The 19,001-nt window shown below is 69.2% G+C and carries 18 protein-coding genes and 1 rRNA gene; 2 read left to right on the forward strand and 17 right to left on the reverse strand.

Translation table 11 applies throughout. The features are described 5' to 3' along the window. The coding region (locus VFG33_RS25345) for a TIGR03086 family metal-binding protein (protein ID WP_325055452.1) at window positions 1-627 on the forward strand (627 nt) is incomplete at its 5' end. 3 nt (window positions 628-630) lie between these two features. Here VFG33_RS25345 and VFG33_RS25350 read toward each other — a convergent pair. The 13 genes from VFG33_RS25350 to VFG33_RS25410 form a co-directional block, all read right to left on the reverse strand. Then, entirely contained in the window at window positions 631-1,281 is a 651-nt protein-coding gene (locus tag VFG33_RS25350) for an NUDIX domain-containing protein (protein WP_325055453.1), read from the reverse strand. Continuing rightward, entirely contained in the window at window positions 1,278-3,005 is a 1,728-nt protein-coding gene (gene pyrG / locus VFG33_RS25355) for a CTP synthase (RefSeq protein ID WP_325055454.1), read from the reverse strand. Before pyrG ends, VFG33_RS25350 begins: the two co-directional genes overlap by 4 nt. Window positions 3,006-3,026: 21 nt before the next feature. After that, window positions 3,027-4,052 carry a glycosyltransferase family 4 protein gene (locus VFG33_RS25360; RefSeq protein ID WP_325055455.1) on the reverse strand — a complete coding sequence of 342 codons (1,026 nt, stop codon included), beginning with the start codon at window positions 4,050-4,052 and terminating at the stop codon, window positions 3,027-3,029. Then, window positions 4,049-5,653 carry a murein biosynthesis integral membrane protein MurJ gene (gene murJ, locus VFG33_RS25365; RefSeq protein ID WP_325055456.1) on the reverse strand — a complete coding sequence of 535 codons (1,605 nt, stop codon included), beginning with the start codon at window positions 5,651-5,653 and terminating at the stop codon, window positions 4,049-4,051. The genes VFG33_RS25360 and murJ overlap by 4 nt, the downstream gene beginning before the upstream one ends. 7 nt (window positions 5,654-5,660) lie before the next feature. Beyond that, complete coding sequence (locus VFG33_RS25370) at window positions 5,661-6,482, reverse strand: hypothetical protein (protein WP_325055457.1); 822 nt, start codon at window positions 6,480-6,482, stop codon at window positions 5,661-5,663. Between the two features lies 1 nt (window position 6,483). Then, window positions 6,484-7,428, reverse strand: a complete 945-nt coding sequence (locus tag VFG33_RS25375) for a copper transporter (protein ID WP_325055458.1) — start codon at window positions 7,426-7,428, stop codon at window positions 6,484-6,486. Continuing rightward, on the reverse strand, window positions 7,425-8,606 hold the full coding sequence (gene steA / locus VFG33_RS25380) for a putative cytokinetic ring protein SteA (RefSeq protein WP_325055459.1): 1,182 nt from the start codon (window positions 8,604-8,606) through the stop codon (window positions 7,425-7,427). Before steA ends, VFG33_RS25375 begins: the two co-directional genes overlap by 4 nt. Window positions 8,607-8,773: 167 nt before the next feature. Beyond that, window positions 8,774-10,501, reverse strand: coding sequence for a DNA repair protein RecN (recN, locus tag VFG33_RS25385; protein WP_325055460.1), 1,728 nt, complete (start codon window positions 10,499-10,501; stop codon window positions 8,774-8,776). Continuing rightward, window positions 10,491-11,459 carry an NAD kinase gene (locus VFG33_RS25390; protein WP_325055461.1) on the reverse strand — a complete coding sequence of 323 codons (969 nt, stop codon included), beginning with the start codon at window positions 11,457-11,459 and terminating at the stop codon, window positions 10,491-10,493. The genes recN and VFG33_RS25390 overlap by 11 nt, the downstream gene beginning before the upstream one ends. After that, window positions 11,456-12,271, reverse strand: coding sequence for a TlyA family RNA methyltransferase (locus tag VFG33_RS25395; RefSeq protein ID WP_325055462.1), 816 nt, complete (start codon window positions 12,269-12,271; stop codon window positions 11,456-11,458). The genes VFG33_RS25390 and VFG33_RS25395 overlap by 4 nt, the downstream gene beginning before the upstream one ends. Next, window positions 12,272-12,619, reverse strand: coding sequence for a hypothetical protein (locus tag VFG33_RS25400; protein ID WP_325055463.1), 348 nt, complete (start codon window positions 12,617-12,619; stop codon window positions 12,272-12,274). Window position 12,620: 1 nt separating this feature from the next. Beyond that, the gene (locus VFG33_RS25405) at window positions 12,621-13,109 is read right to left on the reverse strand and encodes a phasin family protein (RefSeq protein ID WP_325055464.1); all 489 of its coding nucleotides are present in this window, start codon (window positions 13,107-13,109) and stop codon (window positions 12,621-12,623) included. 134 nt (window positions 13,110-13,243) lie between these two features. Further along, window positions 13,244-14,356: an HAD-IIA family hydrolase gene (locus VFG33_RS25410; protein ID WP_325055465.1), complete on the reverse strand. Its 1,113-nt coding sequence runs from the start codon at window positions 14,354-14,356 to the stop codon at window positions 13,244-13,246. Window positions 14,357-14,380: 24 nt separating this feature from the next. Between VFG33_RS25410 and VFG33_RS25415 the strand changes: the two genes are divergently transcribed. Beyond that, window positions 14,381-15,544 carry a DUF1015 family protein gene (locus tag VFG33_RS25415; RefSeq protein ID WP_325055466.1) on the forward strand — a complete coding sequence of 388 codons (1,164 nt, stop codon included), beginning with the start codon at window positions 14,381-14,383 and terminating at the stop codon, window positions 15,542-15,544. A gap of 15 nt (window positions 15,545-15,559) precedes the next feature. Here VFG33_RS25415 and VFG33_RS25420 read toward each other — a convergent pair whose 3' ends face one another. The 4 genes from VFG33_RS25420 to rrf all read right to left on the reverse strand — a co-directional run. Then, complete coding sequence (locus tag VFG33_RS25420) at window positions 15,560-16,504, reverse strand: CHAD domain-containing protein (protein ID WP_325055467.1); 945 nt, start codon at window positions 16,502-16,504, stop codon at window positions 15,560-15,562. A 170-nt stretch (window positions 16,505-16,674) separates the two neighbouring features. Next, the gene (locus VFG33_RS25425) at window positions 16,675-17,526 is read right to left on the reverse strand and encodes a tetratricopeptide repeat protein (RefSeq protein WP_325055468.1); all 852 of its coding nucleotides are present in this window, start codon (window positions 17,524-17,526) and stop codon (window positions 16,675-16,677) included. Beyond that, window positions 17,523-18,770 (reverse strand): hypothetical protein, encoded by a 1,248-nt coding sequence (locus VFG33_RS25430; RefSeq protein ID WP_325055469.1) that lies wholly within the window; start codon window positions 18,768-18,770, stop codon window positions 17,523-17,525. The genes VFG33_RS25425 and VFG33_RS25430 overlap by 4 nt, the downstream gene beginning before the upstream one ends. Before the next feature lie 150 nt (window positions 18,771-18,920). Then, window positions 18,921-19,001: ribosomal RNA gene (gene rrf, locus VFG33_RS25435) — 5S ribosomal RNA — on the reverse strand; the annotation flags it as partial.

A 19,001-nucleotide genomic window follows, 5' to 3' on the forward strand; every position in this document is an offset into this window, starting at 1 on the left:
TTGTTCAAGACACCGGTGATCTCCCTCGCCTACGGTCGGGCCATGTCTGACGTCGAGTTCATTGCCCGCGCGGCGGCGCCCTTCACCGAGATCATCCACAACATCAAGCCCGACCAGCTCAAGGCCCGCACGCCGTGCACGGAGTACGACGTACGGACGCTGGTGAACCACCTGCTGTTCTGGGGACCTTCGCTGGAAGGGGCCGGCCGCAAGGAGGCCGTGGTTCCGCCCGCGGCAGGCGAGTCCGAGACGCACCTGGCCGGGGACGAGTGGGCGTCCGCGCTGGAGGCACAGATCAGCCGGACCGCTGCCGCGTGGCGTGAGGCCGAAGCGTGGCAGGGCATGACCCGAATAGGCGGCCCGCCCGAGCTGCCGTCGGCGCTCATCGGCGGGATGGTGCTCGGCGAGTTCGTCGTCCACGGCTGGGATCTCGCCCGGGCAACCGGCCAAGAACTGTCGGTCGACGAGGAACTCCTGACCTACCTGTACAGCGAGACGGCGAAGCAAGCCGGGCCCGGTCGTGAGATGGGCGTCTACGGCCCCGAGATCGCCGTACCGGCATCCGCACCCACGCTGCACCGCATCCTCGGTCTGACCGGCCGCAACTCCCACTGGACCGCGGCCTAGTGCTCAGTCTTTGGCCGGCCAGGGCGCGTCGGCGGGGCGGAGGGAGTCGAATCCGGGGCCATTGAGGGCTGTCCAGGCGGCCAGGGAGCCCATCACGAGGATGGGATTGTGAAGCTCACCGGCGAGGACTGCGCCGACCACGTGGGCGAGCGGTGCCCAAACGGTTTCCATGTCCGCCTCTTCGTGCAGGCGGTCGTAGACCTCGTTCGCCTCGGACAGATCGCGCGCCAGGAAGATGCGGACCGCTTCGTTCGTCAGCCCCGGCGAGGTGAAGGCGTCCACCAGGAGTCGCCAGTCGGCGGCCTTGGTGGCGGCTTCCTCCCACAGCTCACGCTCGGCGCCGACCCGGTAGTCCTCACCCTGTACGTCGAGCAGTCCCGCGGGCGCCTCGAGCAACCTATAGCCCACCGGATGCCGGTACTGCCGGACCAGGAGCATCCGGTTGTTCTCGTCGAGCGCGACCACCCCGACGGCTCCTGGATGGACCACGACATCGCGGACGAACGGTCCACCACCCGCCGGCGGGACCACCTGGTCCCGCCGTACGGAGATCACGCGGCCGGTCGAGAGGACGGTCTCCGACGAGGTGACCGGCCAGGACTCCCGGGCATCGGCGAGGCCCTCGCCGAACCGGAGCTCCGGGTGGTCCGTCATCGCGCCTTCGCCGTCTCGGCCTTGACCTTCGCACCCTTCGCGGCGGCGCCGTCCGCGACCTCCTCGACCGGCAGCCGCGACTCCCGCTGCCGGACCAGCGCGGCGGCGATCAGCCCGGAGAACAGCGGATGCGGCTTGGTTGGCCGCGACCGTAGCTCCGGGTGGGCCTGGGTGGCGACGAAGAACGGGTGCAGCGACCGGTCCAGCTCGATGAACTCGACCAACTCGTGGTCCGGGGACAGTCCGCTGAACACCAGTCCGGCCGCTTCGAGCTTGTCCCGGTAGGCGTTGTTCACCTCGTAGCGATGACGGTGGCGCTCCTGCACCGACGGAGCGTCGTACAGGCTGCGGACGATCGAACCCTCGGCCAGATTCGCCGGGTACAGGCCGAGCCGCATGGTGCCGCCGAGGTCGCCGGAGCCGGAGACGATGTGCTTCTGCTCCTCCATCGTCGCGATGACCGGCTGCTCCGCGTCCGGGTCGAACTCGCTGGAGTTCGCCCGGTCCAGGCCGGCCAGATCGCGGGCCACCTCGATCACCATGCACTGCAGGCCGAGGCACAGCCCGAGGATCGGGATGCCGGACTCGCGGGCGTACCGGATCGCGCCGATCTTGCCCTCGATCCCGCGCACGCCGAACCCGCCCGGGATGCAGATCGCGTCCACGTCACCGAGCAGCCGCGCGGCCGCCTCGGGGGTCGCGCACTCGTCGGATGCGATCCACCGCAGGTTGACCTTCGCGTCGTTGTCGAACCCGCCGGCCCGCAGCGCCTCCGCGACCGACAGGTAGGCGTCCGGCAGGTCGATGTACTTGCCGACCAACGCGACCGTGACCTGGTCCGTCGGGTGGTGCACGACCTTCAGCAGTTCGTCCCAGCGGGTCCAGTCGACGTCGCGGAACGGCAGGTTCAGGCGGCGTACGACGAAGGCGTCCAGGCCCTCGGCGTGCAGCACCTTCGGGATGTCATAGATCGAAGGCGCGTCCGGCGCGGCCACCACGGCCTCGACGTCGACGTCGCACATCAGCGAGATCTTGCGCTTCACGTTGTCCGGGATCGGCCGGTCCGCGCGGCAGACGATCGCGTCGGGCTGGATACCGATCGAGCGCAGCGCGGCGACCGAGTGCTGGGTCGGCTTGGTCTTCAGCTCACCACTGGGACCCATGTACGGAACCAGCGAGATGTGCAGGAAGAACACGTTGTCGCGGCCGACGTCGTGCCGGACCTGGCGCGCTGCCTCGAGGAACGGCAGCGACTCGATGTCACCGACCGTGCCGCCGATCTCGTGCAGCACCACATCCACATCCGCGCCGGCCATCGCCAGCATCCGTTCCTTGATCTCGTTGGTGATGTGCGGGATCACCTGGACGGTGTCGCCCAGGTACTCGCCGCGGCGCTCCTTCGCGATCACCGACGAGTAGACCTGGCCGGTGGTGACGTTGGCGACCTGGGACAGGTCCCGGTCGAGGAAGCGCTCGTAGTGGCCGATGTCCAGGTCGGTCTCGGCGCCGTCGTTGGTGACGAACACCTCGCCGTGCTGGAACGGGTTCATGGTGCCGGGATCCACATTGAGATACGGATCCAGCTTCTGCATGGTGACCCGGATGCCCCGTGCCGTCAGCAGACTGCCGAGGCTTGACGCTGTCAGCCCCTTGCCGAGACTGGAGGCCACGCCACCGGTGACGAATACGTGCTTGGTCTGCTGCCCGAACGAAGCTCTGTCCACGGGCCTTCAGCCTACCTGCTGTCAAGCAGTGGTCGCGACGAGACCCGCATAGATGTCGAGCAGATTCTTCGCCACCTCGTCCTCGTCCGGCCATCCGGAGGCCACTTCCAAGCCTTCTGTCCGCATAGCGGCCGCTGTGGCCGGCTCGGCCAGAATTTTCCGTACTCCGTCCGCGAGCCCGCGCGCGTCGCCCGGAAAAGTCAGTACTGCGCTGTCGCCCACCAACTCGGGAACCCCACCGACTGCCGTCGCCACCACCGGTACTCCGGCCTGCAGGGCCTCCTGGAGCACCAGGGCCCGCGCCTCCCAGTGAGAGGTCAGCAGGAAGACGTCAGCAGCTCCCAGGAGGTCCGCCACGTCGTTCCGGTGACCCAGGAGCCGCACCGGCAGCTTCTCCGCGTCGATCCGTGCCTGCAGGTTGTCCCTGAGTGGCCCGTCACCGACCACAACGAACACCACGTCCGGGCTGTCCTTGGAAACCTCGGCCGCTACGGACAGTAGCGTCGGGTAGTCCTTCTGCGGAGCCAGGCGACCCACTGTGAGCACCAGGGGCGCGTCGCCGATCCCGAGTTCCTCGCGGACGGCTGCGGACGGCGTACGGATTGCTGGGATCGCTGGTGCTGCCACGGGCGCTAGGCGGGCCTGGCGTGCTCCGAGGGACCGCGCAAGCTCCACAAGGTCGCTGGAGGCTCCCAGAGTCAGGTCAGCGCCCCGGGCCACCAGACGCTGCCCGAGTCGCATCACGAGGCCACGAGGCCCCGGAGCCAGTACTGCGTTGTGCCACGTCACCACAAGCGGCCTCAGATGCGAGCGGTCCCGCAGAGCCGCCATACCCGCGCGGTAGCCGTGAGCGTGGACCACATCGGAACCACGAAGGCCCGGAGCCTGCCCGACGACCTTGGCCTCGCCGAAGTCGAAGTGGTCCGCAGTACCGGGCGGTGCGCAGACGACGACCTCATGGCCGGCCTCGAGGAACCGCGGCACCACCGAGGCGACGTGCTGCCCGATCCCACCCCGGGACTCCGCCAGCAGCAGGCCGATCCTCATTGCGTCTCCTCCACAGGACTAGGCACTCCGCGACGCAGCAGAGCCCGGGCATCCGGACGATCCACAGCCACCGCGACCACGGCGTACACGATCACTACTGCCAAGCCGGACAGTATCGAGAAGACCAGCCCACTCCCCCAGCTCCCGTCCCCGGAGGGCAGCGAGACCAACCACCCCACACCCCCGGCCACGGTCGCGCCGATCAAGGCGGCAATGGTTGCTCGCGGCAGTCCGCTGAGCACACCAGGTCCGGCGGCTCGATGCAACACGACAAGGAGCACCGCTGCTCCGGCCAGCATTCCGATCGACATCGCTGCGGCCAGTGAGAAGACCACGCCTCCACCGTCCCACCGCAAGGTCAGCAGGAAGGCCGCGACCGCGACAACCAGCCAAGCCGCTCCAGTGACCACGGCGACATTGCGGCCGGCCTGCCGCGCGTAAAGGACTCTGCCCACGTGCATGAGTACGGCGAACCCGATCAAGGCTGGGGCGAAGGCGAACAACCCGTCCGTGAGGGACGATGCCTGTGCCTCCTGCACCTGCCCGTTGTCATAGGCGAAGACCCGCGCCACCGGGACCGCAGTACCGACCAACAGAGCCGCTCCCGCTCCCCCGGCGAGCATGACTGCCCGGGTGGACGTAGCGGCGTACAGGTTGAAGGCAGCGGTGTCCCGTGACTCGTACGCCGCTGCAAGCCGCGGGAAGACCGCAGTAGTGATCGGAACAGCCAGTACTGCGTATGGCAGCAGGTAGACCGCATTCGCCCAGGTGTAGACCGCGATACTCCCCGGCACACCTCTGTGGTTCGCCAGATAAGTGGTGACCAGGAACGCCAGTTGCTGCGCGACCAGTATTGCGAGGCCAGCCGCCGCGAGCTTGCGTAGTACGGGCCCGACGCCCGGGTCCAACCGCAGCGTCGGCCTGATCGGCAACCGCAGCAGGAGCATCGGCACCAACACCGTCAGCGCTAGCGCGAGCACACCGGCGGTAGTACCCCAGGCCAGCAGATCCGCAGCTCCCCGAGAGGCCTGATCAGCCTCAGGCGCCTCGGCCGCGAACAACAGGTACGTCGCCACGACGACCAGACTGGAAATCAAGGGAGCCACAGCACCGGCCGCGAACCGCTTGTGGGATTGCAGCACAGCCGTGGCGACTACAGCGATCGCATACCCAAAGACCTGCGGTACGAAGATCACCAGCATGCGGGTGGCCGTCGCCGACGAACCACTGCACTCCGGACCCGCATCAAGCATCGCAGAGGTGTACTGCGAAGCCAGCAGCCAAGCAACCAAGGCGAAAGGCGCCAGCAACACCAGGGACCAGGTCAGCAACGCCCCGACGATCCTGCCCTGCGCTGCACGATCCCCACGAGCCACTGGACCGGCGAGCACCGGGATGACGGCTCCAGCGAGCGCACCGCCGACCACGATCTCGAACAGCACGTTGGGCAGCTGATTGGCTGTTGCGTACGCCTCGGCGAGGCAACCGGCACCGACCGTCTTCGAGAAGACCAGCCACCGCCCGAAGCCGACCACACGGGCCAGCACGGTCACCCCGGCGACCAGCAGCGCCGCCCGGGCGATCCGACCGCCCGTGCTCACAGCATCGTCACCGCGGTCGTCGACCCCACTGGTCGAGCTTGTCCAGCACCGGGGTCTCCGCGATCACCTTGGTGAAGCTGACCTTCTCGCTGGCCAGGTTGAGCGCTGCCACCGCGCCCAGTGCGAGCACCTTCAAGGACCGCGGCAGCGACGCCGCCAGCGCAGTACCGGTGATTGCGCCCAGTCCGTTGGCCCCGCAGTCGCCGAGCATCGAGCGCTCGTTGAGATCCGACGGCGCCGAAGCGGCAGCCGCACCGACCACCGCGGCAGCCGGTCCGCTGGCGAGAGCCACCGGCGCACTCAACACCGTGACCGCCTTCAACGCGCGGCCCGGACGAAGATCCATCAGGTTGGTGAGATTCGCCGTACCGGCGATCAAGGCACCATCGGCAACGATCTCCACGACGGCACCGAAACCCTTGGAGCGACGCGGCAACAACGCCGCCGCGGCCAGTCCGGCGGCACCGACACCGAGGAGCTTCACCGCGCCACTAGTCACCTCACCGCGACGCAATGCACCGAGATGACCGCGAAAGCCCTTTGTCTGCGTGGCCCCGGCCAAGTCGTCGTACGCACCGACGGCACCGGACACTGAACCGGCCAGCAATGCTGCTGCCTTCACGCGGCCTGCAGTCGACGGCGCCGCGGCGACACCGGCCAGCGCTCCGAGGACCGCCACCGGACCTTCCAGCAGGGTGACCGCTTCACCCCGGTGGTTCGTCCGCTCGAACGGTGCGCGGTTCTCCTTGGGCAGCTTCTCAGCGGCCCGTTCCAAGGCATTGGTGGCTGCGGCGGCGACCAGTGCGGCGCCGAGCCTTCCGAGTCCCATCTCAGCTCCCTGACGCCTGGACCGCTGACGGAGCAACACCGTTCTTGGCGTCGACACCGCCGTACTGCCCGGCCTTGCCGCCGGCCTGCTCGACCAGCGCGAAGACGATGGTGGCCTGCCCGCTCGGCATGTTCGCGACATCCACCGTGGACAGGATCTTGGTCGCGTCGGAGTCACCACGCAGCGCCTTCAGCAGGCCGCCGTTCTGTGCGGTCTCGGGGATCCCGGTGACGACCGCGCCGGCACTGCCGAGGTCGAGTCCTTCCGCGAAGTCCACCGCGTCGGCGTACGACGAGTTGTCCGGCGTCGGGGTCGGCGGTTTCGCCGCGATCACGACGACCAGGCTGGCCCGGTCCTTCGGCGTCGGCTTGACCGAGAGCAGCTTCGACCCGGTGAGCCCACTGAGGATCGTGGTGGCTTCGCTGTCCACCGTCTTTCCCTCCTCGGGGGCGGCGATGCCGCGGGCCAGGATCAGCCCGGCGCGCTGGTAGGTGTTGCTGTCCTGCGGGAAGGTGATGTCCGCGGTGACGAGCTCGTTCACCAGCGGCTCGACCAGCTGCCGCTGGCCCGGGTCGAACAGCTTGCTGTCCAGCGAGATCCGGGTGGTGACCTGCGCACCGGCCTTCTCCAGCGAATCCTGGGTCGTGTTCGTCAGGTCGCCGTCCGCGCCCGGCATGGTCACGATGGTGACCCGCTTGCCGGCCAGCTTGCCGTCGGTCAGCCCGGCGGTCACCTTGGCCACGTAGTCGTCGCGGTACTTGTCCAGCGCCTTGACCTGGATCAGCTCGGCCCGGGCGTCCTCCAGCGCGGTCCGGTCCCGGTTCGCCTGGGCCTGGACGAGTTCGGTCCCGGTGCCCTTCAGCGGCCCGGCACCCAGCACCACGCCGGCGCCGAGGGCGAAGAAGATCGCCACGATCGAGACGATGTGGTAGCGAAAGTCGATCACGTGAACAGCTCCCGGATCTCGAAATAGATTTCGTTCCAGCGCGCCTGCAGGATCGACCAGAGCACCTCGTCGGCGCCGGCGGCGACCATGGCCACTCCGAGCGCGAACAGCCCGGCCAGGATCAGCGCGGCCACCTGGAGGGTGGAGACCCGGCTGCGGTACAGCCGGCCGACACCCTTGGCGTCTACCAGCTTGGCACCGACCCGCAACCGGGTGATGAAGGTGCTGGCCATTCCGGCGCGTCCCTTGTCCAGGAACTCCACCAGTGAGTTGTGGGTGCCGACCGCGACGATCAGCGAGGCGCCCTTGGAATCGGCCAGCAGCATCGCCACGTCCTCGCTGGTGCCGGTGGCCGGGAACTCGATCGACTCGACCCCGAGCCGTTCCAGCCGCTCCGAGCCCGGCGCGCGGCCGTCCCGGTAGGCATGCACGACCACCTCGGCGCCCGACTTCAGCGTCTCGTCCTTCACCGAGTCCATGTCGCCGACGATCAGGTCCGGCACGTACCCGTTCTCGACCAGCGCGTCGGCGCCGCCGTCCACCCCGATCAGCACCGGCCGGTACTCCCGGATGTACGGCCGCAGCGCGACCAGGTCCTCGCGATAGTCGTACCCGCGGACCACGATCAGCACGTGCTTGCCGTCCATCGCCGTGTGCACCGCCGGTACGCCGACGCCGTCGAGCAGCAGGTCCCGCTCCTGGCGCAGGTACTCCAGGGTGTTCGCGGTGAACGCCTCCAGCTGGGTCGACAGTCCCGCCCGGGCGTCGTCCATCTGCTCCGCGACGGTCTGGCTGTCCTGCGAGACGCCCTTGGCGACCACCTCTTCGCCGCGGTACAGCACCCCGTCGTACAGGCGGACCCGCTCGCCCTCGTGCAGGACCGAGAAGACCTCGCGGCCGATCCCGTCGACCAGCGGGATGCCCGCCTCGACCAGGATCTCGGGGCCGAGGTTCGGGTAGCGGCCGCTGATCGAGTCGGCCACGTTGACCACCGCGGCGACCCGGCAGTCCACCAGCGCCTCGGCGCTGACCCGGTCCAGGTCGACATGGTCGATCACCGCGATCTCGCCCGGTTTCAGCCGTTTGGTGAGATTCTTGGTACGCCGATCCAGCCGGACCACTCCGGCGGTTCCGGGCAGTTCAGCAGGGCGTGCTCGACGCAGGCTGGGCAATTTCATCGCGCTCTCATCCTGCCATGTCAAGAGCCCCCGGCCCGCCTTTTTCACCGCCTGCGGGCCTACCGACCGACGGATCCGGCAGCAATTCCCCCGCCGGACACCCACAAATCATCCTTTCGGACCACCTCCCGGCCACGGCAGGCGCGCGTGGCGGTTGTGGTCACATGTCAGCGCTTGGGCCGCTTCTTGCCCTTCGTATGGCGTTCTGCCGCCAGGGCGAGGAGTTCCTCGGCATGGGCCTGGGCGGCGTCGGAGTTCTCCAGGCCGGCCATCATCCGGGACAGTTCCTTCAGGCGGGCATCGTCGTCCAGCGCGACCAGACCGCTGGTGGTGACCGAGCCGTCGTCGCTCTTCAGTACGACGGCGTGCCGGTCCGCGAACGCGGCCACCTGCGGCAGGTGCGTCACCACGATCACCTGCGCCTTCTCCGCCAGCCGCGCCAGCCGCTTGCCGACCTCGACGGCCGCGCGTCCACCGATCCCGGCGTCGATCTCGTCGAACACCAGCGTCGGCACGGGATGCGTGTCGGACAGGATCACCTCGAGCGCGAGCATCACCCGCGAGAGTTCACCGCCGGAGGCCGCCTTCTGCAGCGGCCGCGCCGGACTGCCCGGGTTCGCCGCGAAGCAGAACTCGATCTCGTCCGCGCCGAACGGCCCGGGCGTGGTCTCGTGCACTTCGACCGTCAGCTTCGCGTGCGGCATCGCCAGCCCGCTCAACTCCTCGGACACCGCGACCCCGAGCCGCTGCGCCGCCTCCGTCCGGGCCGCGCTGACCTGCTTACCAAGATCCTTCAGCTGGGCCTGGAGCTCGGCCTGCTCCGCGGTCAACTGCTCGACCCGCTCGTCGCTACCGTCGAGATCGGCCAGACGCACCGCGGACCGCTTGGCCCAGTCGAGCACCTCGTCGACCGTCCCGTCCGCATCGCCGTACTTCCGGACCAGCCCGGTCAGCACAGCACGGCGATCGCTGACCACGGCAAGCCGCGCCGGGTCGGTATCGACATCAGTCGCGTACGACGAAAGCTCGCCGGCCAGGTCTGCCGCCAAGTACCCCAGTTCGCTGGCCCGGTCGGCCAGTTCGGCCAGTTTGGCGTCGTGCTCGCGCTCCCCGTCGAGCACCTGCTTCGCCAGCGCGAGGAGTCCCAGTACGTCGCTCGGCCGACTCGAGTCGAGATCCTCCGACGTGAGAGCCTCGGCCGCCGACGTCGCCGCAGTACGGAGTCCGTCGGCATAGGCCAGCCGCTCTTCCTCAGCCGCAAGCTCGACGTCCTCGCCCGGCATGGGCTCCGCCTTGGCGATCTCGTCCAGCCCGAAGCGCAGCAGATCCGCCTCAGCCAGGCGATCGCGCTGCCGGGTGGTCAGGTCGGCCAGCTCGGAATCGACCTCCCGATGCCGCCGGTACGCCGTCGTGTACTCGCCGAGCGGGACCAGAACCGCCTTACCGGCAAAGGTGTCCAGGGTCTCCCGCTGTCGCGCCGGCTGCAGGAGTCGCCACTGGTCAGCCTGCCCGTGGATCGCCACCAGGTCGCCCGAGACCTCGGCAAGCACCGAGACCGGCACCGAGGCGCCACCCAGGAAGGCCCGGGACCGCCCCTCGGAGGACAGTTCGCGCGCGATCAGCAGCTCGTCGTCGTCCAGTTCGCCGCCACGGTCCTCGGCCTGCTGCACGATCGACTTCGGCACGCCGCTCGCCCGGCCCTCGACCCGCGCCCGGCGAACCCCGTGCCGGACCAGCCCGCTGTCCGCACGGCCGCCGAGCAGCATGTTCACCCCGGTCACGACCATGGTCTTGCCGGCACCGGTCTCACCCGTCACCGCGGTGAAGCCCGGATCGAGCTCCAGCGTGGCGTCCTCGATCACGCCCAGCCCGGTGATGCGGATCTCAGAGAGCATCAGGTCTCCTCTTCGCACTTCGTTTGCGCTCTGCCGCGCCCCGCCAGCCGAGCACCGGCAGGTCGAACTTGGCCACCAGCCGGTCGGTGAAGGACACCTCGTGCGCCCTCGCCAACCGGACCGGCGTCTTGCCGCGCCGAACCTGGATCCGGGCACCCGGCGGCACCTCGACCATCCGGCGTCCGTCGCACCACAGCACCCCGCGCCCGTGCCAGGCCGCGACCAGCTCGACGGTCAGCTGGGAGGTCGGCGCCACCACGATCGGCCGGGAGAACAACGCGTGCGCGCTCAGCGGGACCATCAGGATCGCCTCGACCTCGGGCCAGACGATCGGCCCGCCGGCGGAGAACGCGTACGCCGTACTGCCGGTCGGCGTCGCGACCACGACCCCGTCGCAGCCCCACCGGGACAACGGGCGGCCGTCGACCTCGACCAGTACCTCGAGCATCTTCTCGCGGGCGGCCTTCTCGATGCTGGCCTCGTTCAGCGCCCAGGTGTCGAAGACCAGCTCGTCGCCGACATGGACGTCGACCGCGAGCGTCATCCGCTCCTCGACCGTGTAGGTGCGGCCGACCACCACCTCGACGATCCGGGCCAGGTCGTCGACCTCCGCCTCGGCCAGGAAGCCGACGTGGCCCAGGTTCACCCCTAGCACCGGAGTCCCGTGCGGGCGGGCCAGCTCGGCACCGCGCAGGATCGAGCCGTCGCCGCCGAGCACCATGATCAGCTCGACGTCCTGGGCCGCCTTGTCCGCGTCGTACGCGATCTCGACCGGGTCCAGCTCCAGGGCCTCGGCCTCGTCGCCGACCAGCCGCACCACCAGGCCGGCCGCGGTCAGCAGCCGGTGGGCCTCTCGGGCGACCTCCACCGCGAGATCACGACCGGTGTGCGTCACCAGCAGCACGCGCCGTGGATCGGACGCCGGCTCGAGCACGGGGACCTGCCTTCCGTTGGTCACTGCGGGCCGCTCTCGACAGCGGTCCGGAGCATCGTCTCATCGAGCACCGACGCTGTACGGCGTATCCACAGGAAGTACTCGACATTTCCCGACGGACCCGGCAATGGACTGGCCGCTACCCCGGCGACGCCCCAGCCCAGCGCGGCCGCTTTCGCCGCCACCCCACGGACCGCGTCGGCGCGCAACTCGGGGTCACGGACCACGCCGCCCTTGCCGAGCCGCTCCTTGCCGACCTCGAACTGCGGTTTCACCATCAGCACCAGATCACCGTCGGGTTTCACCACGCCGAGCAGCGCGGGGAGAACGAGGGTCAGGGAGATGAAGCTCAGGTCGCTGACGACGAGGTCGACCGGATCGCCGCCGATGTCGTCCAGGGTGAGCGTGCGGACGTTGGTACGGTCCATCACGGTCACCCGGTCGTCGGTCTGCAGCGCCCAGACGAGTTGGCCGTAGCCGACGTCGACCGCGATCACGCTGGCCGCTTCGTTCCGGAGCAGGACGTCGGTGAATCCGCCCGTGGAAGCGCCCGCGTCGAGGCACCTGCGGCCCTTCACGGTGATGTCGGTGAACGCCTCGAGCGCACCGACCAGTTTGTGCGCGCCGCGGCTGGCATAGCCGGGGTCATCGGTCTCCGAGGTGTCGACCAGGATCGGGGCATCCGCGCCGACGCCGGTGGCGGGCTTGGTGGCCACCGTGCCCGAAACCTTCACCTTGCCGGTCGCAACCAGTTCGCTCGCGTGCTCGCGGGACCTGGCCAGGCCACGCCGGACCAGCTCGGCATCAAGCCGGGAACGCCTGACAGCCTTGGCCACTCAGCCTCGGTCGCCGTGCTCGGCGTCCGCCTCCACCAAAGCGGTCTGAAGCCGTTCATGCAGATCCGCATACACCTCGGCATGCTCCGAAACCGGCCGCTCCCGCAACCCGTCCAGCCGCTCCATGGTCTCCTCGACCAACGGATGCACCCCGTCCTCCCGTTCCACCGCCTGCTCCTGCGTAGTCGGCTCGGCTTCGGTGTAGTCGACTGCGTCCGCCTGGTCGGCGTGCGGGGTGATGTCTGGTTCGGGCTCGGTGTCGTAGTCCGGGGTACGGCGTTCGTCGGGCTGTGGCTCGACGTCCGGGTCGACCGCCGGGGGGAACTCCTCGCCGGGGTGTTCGGTCACGTCATGCCTTCTTCGCCGGGGCCTTCTTGGCCGCCTTCTTCGCCGCGGACTTCCTCACCGTCGCCTTCTTGGCCACCGACTTCTTAGCGACCGACTTCTTAGCGACCGACTTCTTAGCGACCGACTTCTTGGCGACCGACTTGTTGGCCGCTGCCTTCTTGACCACCGTCTTCTGAGCTGCCTGCGCCTCCGCGAGTTCGCGCTCGAGACCCTCGACCCGACGGCTCAGCGCGGCGACCTCCTCGGTCCGGACGAAGCCCAGCCGCGCGACCGCGCCCTCGACCTCGTTCGCCACGATCGCCTGCAGCAGCTGGCGGTTGCTCTTGCTGGTGGCAACGATCTCGTCGGCCAGGTCACTCACCTTGGTGGTCAGCGCATCGGCCCCGGTCTGCTGGAGCAGCGCCTTCGCCGCGTGCGTCGCGCGCTGCCTCGTCACCTCGGTCAGACCGTTCGCCAGCTGTACGTAGCCGCGCACCGCGTCCATCACCATGACTGCCTCCTTGCTCGGATACCGTCCCCACCGCCCCGGCGCGGACCGGAGTCCGCCCGTTGCCTGCCACGGTATCGCGCTGCGCTCCCGATACCACCCCACCCATCCCGCGCGCCACCCCGATCAGGCCGGCGCTACTTGCTGAGGCCTACCCGGTGCAGGGCGGCGTCGATCTTGATCGTGCCTGGAGCCGGGGCGGGTTTCGGCAAGGGACGCCGGGCCCTGGCAGCGCTCTTCGTGGCGCTCTTGGCGGCTGGTTTGGCCGGTGCATCCACTGCGGCCCACGTCGCCGACAGGATCGCGCGCAGTCCGTCGTACCGCTCGCCTTCACCCTTGACCACCACCGCGCCGTCGACCACCTCGGCCGTCCAGCCCTCGCACGTGTGCTTGCCGCCGTCGACCTCGACCCCAGGATGCTTCTGCCGCAGCGCACCCAGACCTGCGCCGATATACGTCGGCCGCTGGTTCTTCGGCGCCCGGGCGAGATCATGCGCGTCGTTCACCCCGGTCGCCACCCACAGGCTGGCGATCCCGACGTTGTGCGCGCCCTCGATGTCGGAATCCAGCCGATCCCCGATCATCAGCGGCCGCTCCGCCTTCAGCCGCTCGATACTCGTCTCCAACAACGGCGCTTCCGGCTTGCCCGCGACGATCGGATCTACCTCGACGGCGGCCCGAACGGCCTGTACGAGCGTCCCGTTGCCCGGCGCCTTACCCCCGGCCGTGGGGATGGTCAGGTCCAAGTTCGTCGCGTACCACTTGGCCCCCTCGTTGATCGCGTGCGCGCCGTCCGCGAGCATCACCCAGTTCACATCCGGGTGGAACCCCTGTACTACGGCCACGGGATCCGCGTCACTCGAGCGGACCGCAGTCAGCCCGTATTCGTCCAGCGCGGCGTACAGGCCCTCACCGCCGATCACCAGCACGGGTGAGCCCTTGGGGAAGTCACTGGCGATCAGTTTGGCCGCAGCCTGCGCCGACGTGACCACGTCGTCCGCGATCACATCCAGCCCGAACGATGCCAGATGCTCGGCGACCACAGCCGCTGGCCGGCTGGCGTTGTTGGTGATGTAGCCGATCCGCAGCCCTTCCTTGGCGGCCTTGCGGAGGTTCTCCGGTGCCTCCGGCACGGGATCCGGCCCGACATAGACGACCCCGTCCAGGTCAAGCAGCGCGACGTCGTACCGATGGGCGAGCGGTTCGTCACAAGCCGACAGTGGGGCTGGCGATTCGCGTTTCGCGGTCATGCTTCCCCCCGTACGATGCCGCCCATGTCCCAAGCCCCCGGAAGCGTGCTGCGGCTGGAGCCGATGCGCGCCTGGCGGTTCGTGGCGGGCAAGGTGAGCGCCCTCGGCGCGGTCACCTCGCCACCGTACGACGTACTGGAACCCGCTCTGGTCCGGCGGCTGACTGACTCTGATCTCCACAACATGGTGAGACTCATCCTTCCACGCGATCCGGAACTCGGTTCCGGCCGGTACGACGAGCCGGCGCGACGGCTGATCGACTGGCAGCGCGACGGTGTCGTCATCCAGGACGCGCGGCCCGCCCTGTACGTGTACGAGCAGCGGGTCGGCGACGCCGTGCTGTGCGGCCTGGTCGGCGCACTCGGGCTCGACCCGGCCCGGCAGGTCGTCCTGCCGCACGAAGACGTGATGCAGCAGTGGGTCGACGACCGGTTCGAACTGATGCAGGCGACCGACGCCGATCTCGAACCGATCCTGCTCGCGTACGGCGGAGGCGGCGCGGCCAGTGACGCCGTGGACAACGCCCGCTCGGGCGAACCCTGGCTGGTAGCGGACACCGAGAACGGCGCACACCACCAGATCTGGCGGATCGAGGACCCGGACGAACTCCAGCAGATCGCCGCCGAACTGGCCCGCCACGAAGCCCTGATCGCCGACGGCCACCACCGCTACGCGGCGTACCTGGAACGGTTCCGGCAGGATCCGGCGCGGCCGGGCACGGATGTGGGACTCGCGATGCTGGTCGACAACGAGCGCCACCCGCTGACCCTGGACCCGATCCACCGCCTGGTCCCCGGCCTGACGCTCGCCACGGTCTCAACCCGTACTCCGGCCGGGTGGGAGGTGCTCCCCGGGCGGGTGGACGGCGTACCGGACCGGATCGCGATCTCCGACGGCACTTCCTGGGTGACCCTGCGGTCCACCGAGGGCCAGGTGACCCCGACCGTCGCCCTGCTCCACGAGCAACTGCTGCCCGCGTGGGGCGTCCCGGTCGAGGAGATCACCTTCCACCACGCCCTCGCCGACGCCCTGGCCCTCGCCGGCCCGACCCAGGCCGCGGTCGAACTCGTCGCCCCCCGCATGGACCAGGTGCTACGCTCCGCCGCGCGCGGCAAGATCCTCCCCCAGAAGGCGACGTCCTTCGGCCCGAAACCCCGCGTAGGACTGTTGTTCCGCAGCCTCGAGTAGGTGCTACGGGCGGTGTTAGAGCGAGAGGAACTCTTCCCGGAGCGGCTTGCGGGCGGCTCGGTGACGCTCGATCAGCCGGCCCAACGAGAACGAGAGCTCGGCATCGCCTTGGGAGGCGGCTTCTTTGGCGAGGGCCTGCAGGGCGTCGGCCGCGGCGCAGTGGTCCTGGTGCTGCCCGAGCAACTCCTGGAACTTGGCTGCTTGAACCGCAGTCTCCTTCGCTTCGTCGCCCATCACGGACGCTGCCGTATCGGCTGCGTACCGGACCCGCTTCGCCAGCAACCGCACCTCGTGCCAGTCGTCATCAGGCGTCCAGGGCTTCAACTGGTCCGCGGCCTCACCGAACGTATGCCGTGCCGACGCCAGCAGCTGGGGTAGAACCTCGCCACAAGGGCGGGATGCCTTCTCCTTGAGCTCAGGGGCCGCCGCGACCGCCTCCAGATCCTCAACCAGAGTGGCAGTCCGCTCACTGGTGACAACCTCCGCCGAACGAGCAGCAGCGCGCTCCAGCCCGACAGTCAACGTACTCAAGATCGTGGCCACGTGCTCCGGGTCGTCCTCGCTGGTGGCGTTCTCGCGAACCAGGGCGGCAATGACCTCGAGGTCCCTCGCCTCCCCGCAACTGTTGGCAAGCGCCGAAAGCTCGGTCCGGAGGTCCTTGGCCCAGTCGCCGGCCAACATCTTGCGAAACAACTTGAGGTCGCTCCGCAGCCGCCGGCACGAAACCCGCACCTGGTGAATGGCGTCGTCCTCGGACTTCTCGACCATGACGATCGCCCGCCGAAGCCGCTTGGCCCCCTTAACCAACGCAGCCGCCACCAACACACCCGTCGGCGACTCCCCCGTCAACCCACCACCCGCCGACCTAGCCTCAATCCCACCAACCTGCACCTCAGCCGCCACGACACCGTCCTGCGACTCAGGCGCCACCGCGTCGTCCTGCGGCCCAGTCGTCAGCACTTCGGGACTCTCCACCATCGCCCCTCTCGCCCGACAACCATCGCCCCATTCTCCCCGACCGCCCAACCCCTGCCTACTCCCCTTGCGCGTCGCCCCACCCGACCGCAAACAGCAGACGGCCCGGGCAGCCGGCGAATCTCTTCACCACCCACCCGGGCCGTCCCCACTTCTCAGTCCTTCAACTCGTCCTTGCCGTCAGGCGCTTCGTCGACAAGCACTTCCTCAGCGTCAGCAACCTCATCCGCAACCTCGGCCAGGTCTCCGACCTCATCCTCGGTCGTGAACTCATCCTCAGCGTCGTGGTCCTCGGCTTCGTCCGCCGACTCGTCCTTTGCTTCGGCTGTGGGCTCGTCTTCGAACTCTGAGTCGGTCTCCTCGTACTCTTCGTCGTCGTCGAGATCGGTGAACTGGAGCCCTTCCAGCTGCGCCGCCCGCTCGGCCGCCCCGGTAGACCCCTCGGCGTCCGCACCGGCCGCACGGTGGAACCACACCAGCGCATCTTCGGTCCGCCCCGCCTCTTCGAGCGCATCGGCGTACGCGTAACGCAGTCGCGGCAACCAGTCGGCGCGGGTCCGCTTGGTCAGCTCCGGCACCTCGAGCGTCTGGATCGCGGCTGCCGTCTGCCCCATATCGCGCCGTGCACCGGCCGCAACGATCAGCATCTCGATCTGCGAAGCCTCCTCCATCCCGAGGACCTGCTTCTCCCGCGACAACGCCAGCGCCTTCTCCGGCCGCCCGAGTGCCCGCTCGCAATCCGCCATCATCGGCAGCACTTCGTGGTTCCCCGTCATCCGCCGCACCGCACGGAATTCAGTCAGCGCCTCGTCATAATGCTCAGCCAGGTACGCCGTGATCGCCACAGCCTCCCGTACTCCGCCCAGCCGCGCCGCGAGCCTTCGCGCCGTCTTGGCGTGCAGGTAGGCGAGCTCGGGGTCGTCGTCCAGGAACCGCCCGGACGCCACCAGGTGCTGCGCAACGAGGTCGGCAAGACTGCGCGGCAACGACCGCAGTTCAGCCTTCACGCTCCGGTCGAGTTCAGCCCCGGTGATGTCCGCCGGGATGACGGGATCGTCGCGCCGCGGCCCGACCCTCTCCTCGTCGGGACGCCGGTTCTCCCGGTTGTCCCGCCCACCACGCTCAGCCCGCCGAGCCCCACCACGCTCGTCCCGCGGGAACCCACCACCAGTACCCCGACGAGGCCCAGGCCGATCATCCCGCCGCGGTCCACCCCGATCATCCCGGCGCGGAGCCGAACGCTCGTCGCGGTACGAGCTCGAGCCGCCAGAAGCACCGCCTCTGGGACCACCAGACCGCGGACCACCCGTACGAGGCGCGTCTCCACGCGGAGCACCACGGTTCTCGCCACTCGGCGCGCTCCGGTCATCGCGGCGTGGAGCGCCACGATCATCCGGTCGACCGCTGCTCCGCTCGTCCCGCCAGCCGGCAGACCTCTCGTCCCGGCGTCCGCCGGCGCGTTCATCCCGTCGTCCAGCGGACCGGTCGTCACCGCGCCCGGTGGAGCGGCTACCACGCTCGGCCGGGCGGCTGTCGCCCCGCGAGCCCCCGCGATCGTCACGACCGGCAGCTCCGCGGTCTTCCCACCGACCTGCACCACGCTCATCACGCCGGACCGGCGGACGCTCCTCACGCCTCGACCCACCGCGCTCGTCCCGACCACCGAGCTGACCCTTGAACGGGTCCCGCTCGCCGCGGTCATCCCGGCGCGGACCCGAACGATCGTCCCTGCGGGGACCCGAGCGATCATCCCTCCGCGGGGCCGAACGGTCGTCACGCCCAGGTCCTGAGCGGTCGTCCCTGCGGGCTCCGGAGCGATCGTCACGGCGCGGAGCCGAACGCTCGTCACGGTACGAACTCGAGCCGCCAGAAGCGCCGCCTCTGGGACCACCAGACCGCGGACCACCCGTACGAGGCGCATCACCACGCCCAGAATCGGACCGGTCGTCACGACGCGGAGCTCCACGATCGTCCCGATAAGAACTAGAACCACCCGAGGCGCCACCACGAGGAGCACTCGACCGCGGACCGCCGGTCGCACCACCTCGAGGACCACCAGAGCGCGGAGCGTCACCACGCCCAGAGCCCGAGCGGAAGTCGCCACCACCACCGCCGCCACTACCACTGCGGGGCGCATCGCCGCGGCCTGAGCCGGGGCGGAAGTTGCCGCTGCCGGCGCCACCTCGACCAGTGGAGTCAGAGCGCCCGCCGCCGGCACGGCCGGAACGGCCTGCCCCGCCGGATGAACCACGGCCGGGGCGATCGCCCGGACCGGAGCGGGGGTTGCGAGGTGGCGTAGCCACGATGACTCCTATCGGTGTTCGAGGTGATGCGCTCAGACAAAAGTACTGGCACAAATGTTAAGGGCCACCCGGTGTGGGTGGCCCTTAGCAGTGTGAATGTCCGGCGACGTCCTACTCTCCCACGACCTACCGGTCGCAGTACCATCGGCGCTGTCGGGCTTAACTTCCAGGTTCGGAAT

This window comes from Kribbella sp., from assembly GCF_035687465.1.
Lineage (GTDB): Bacteria > Actinomycetota > Actinomycetes > Propionibacteriales > Kribbellaceae > Kribbella.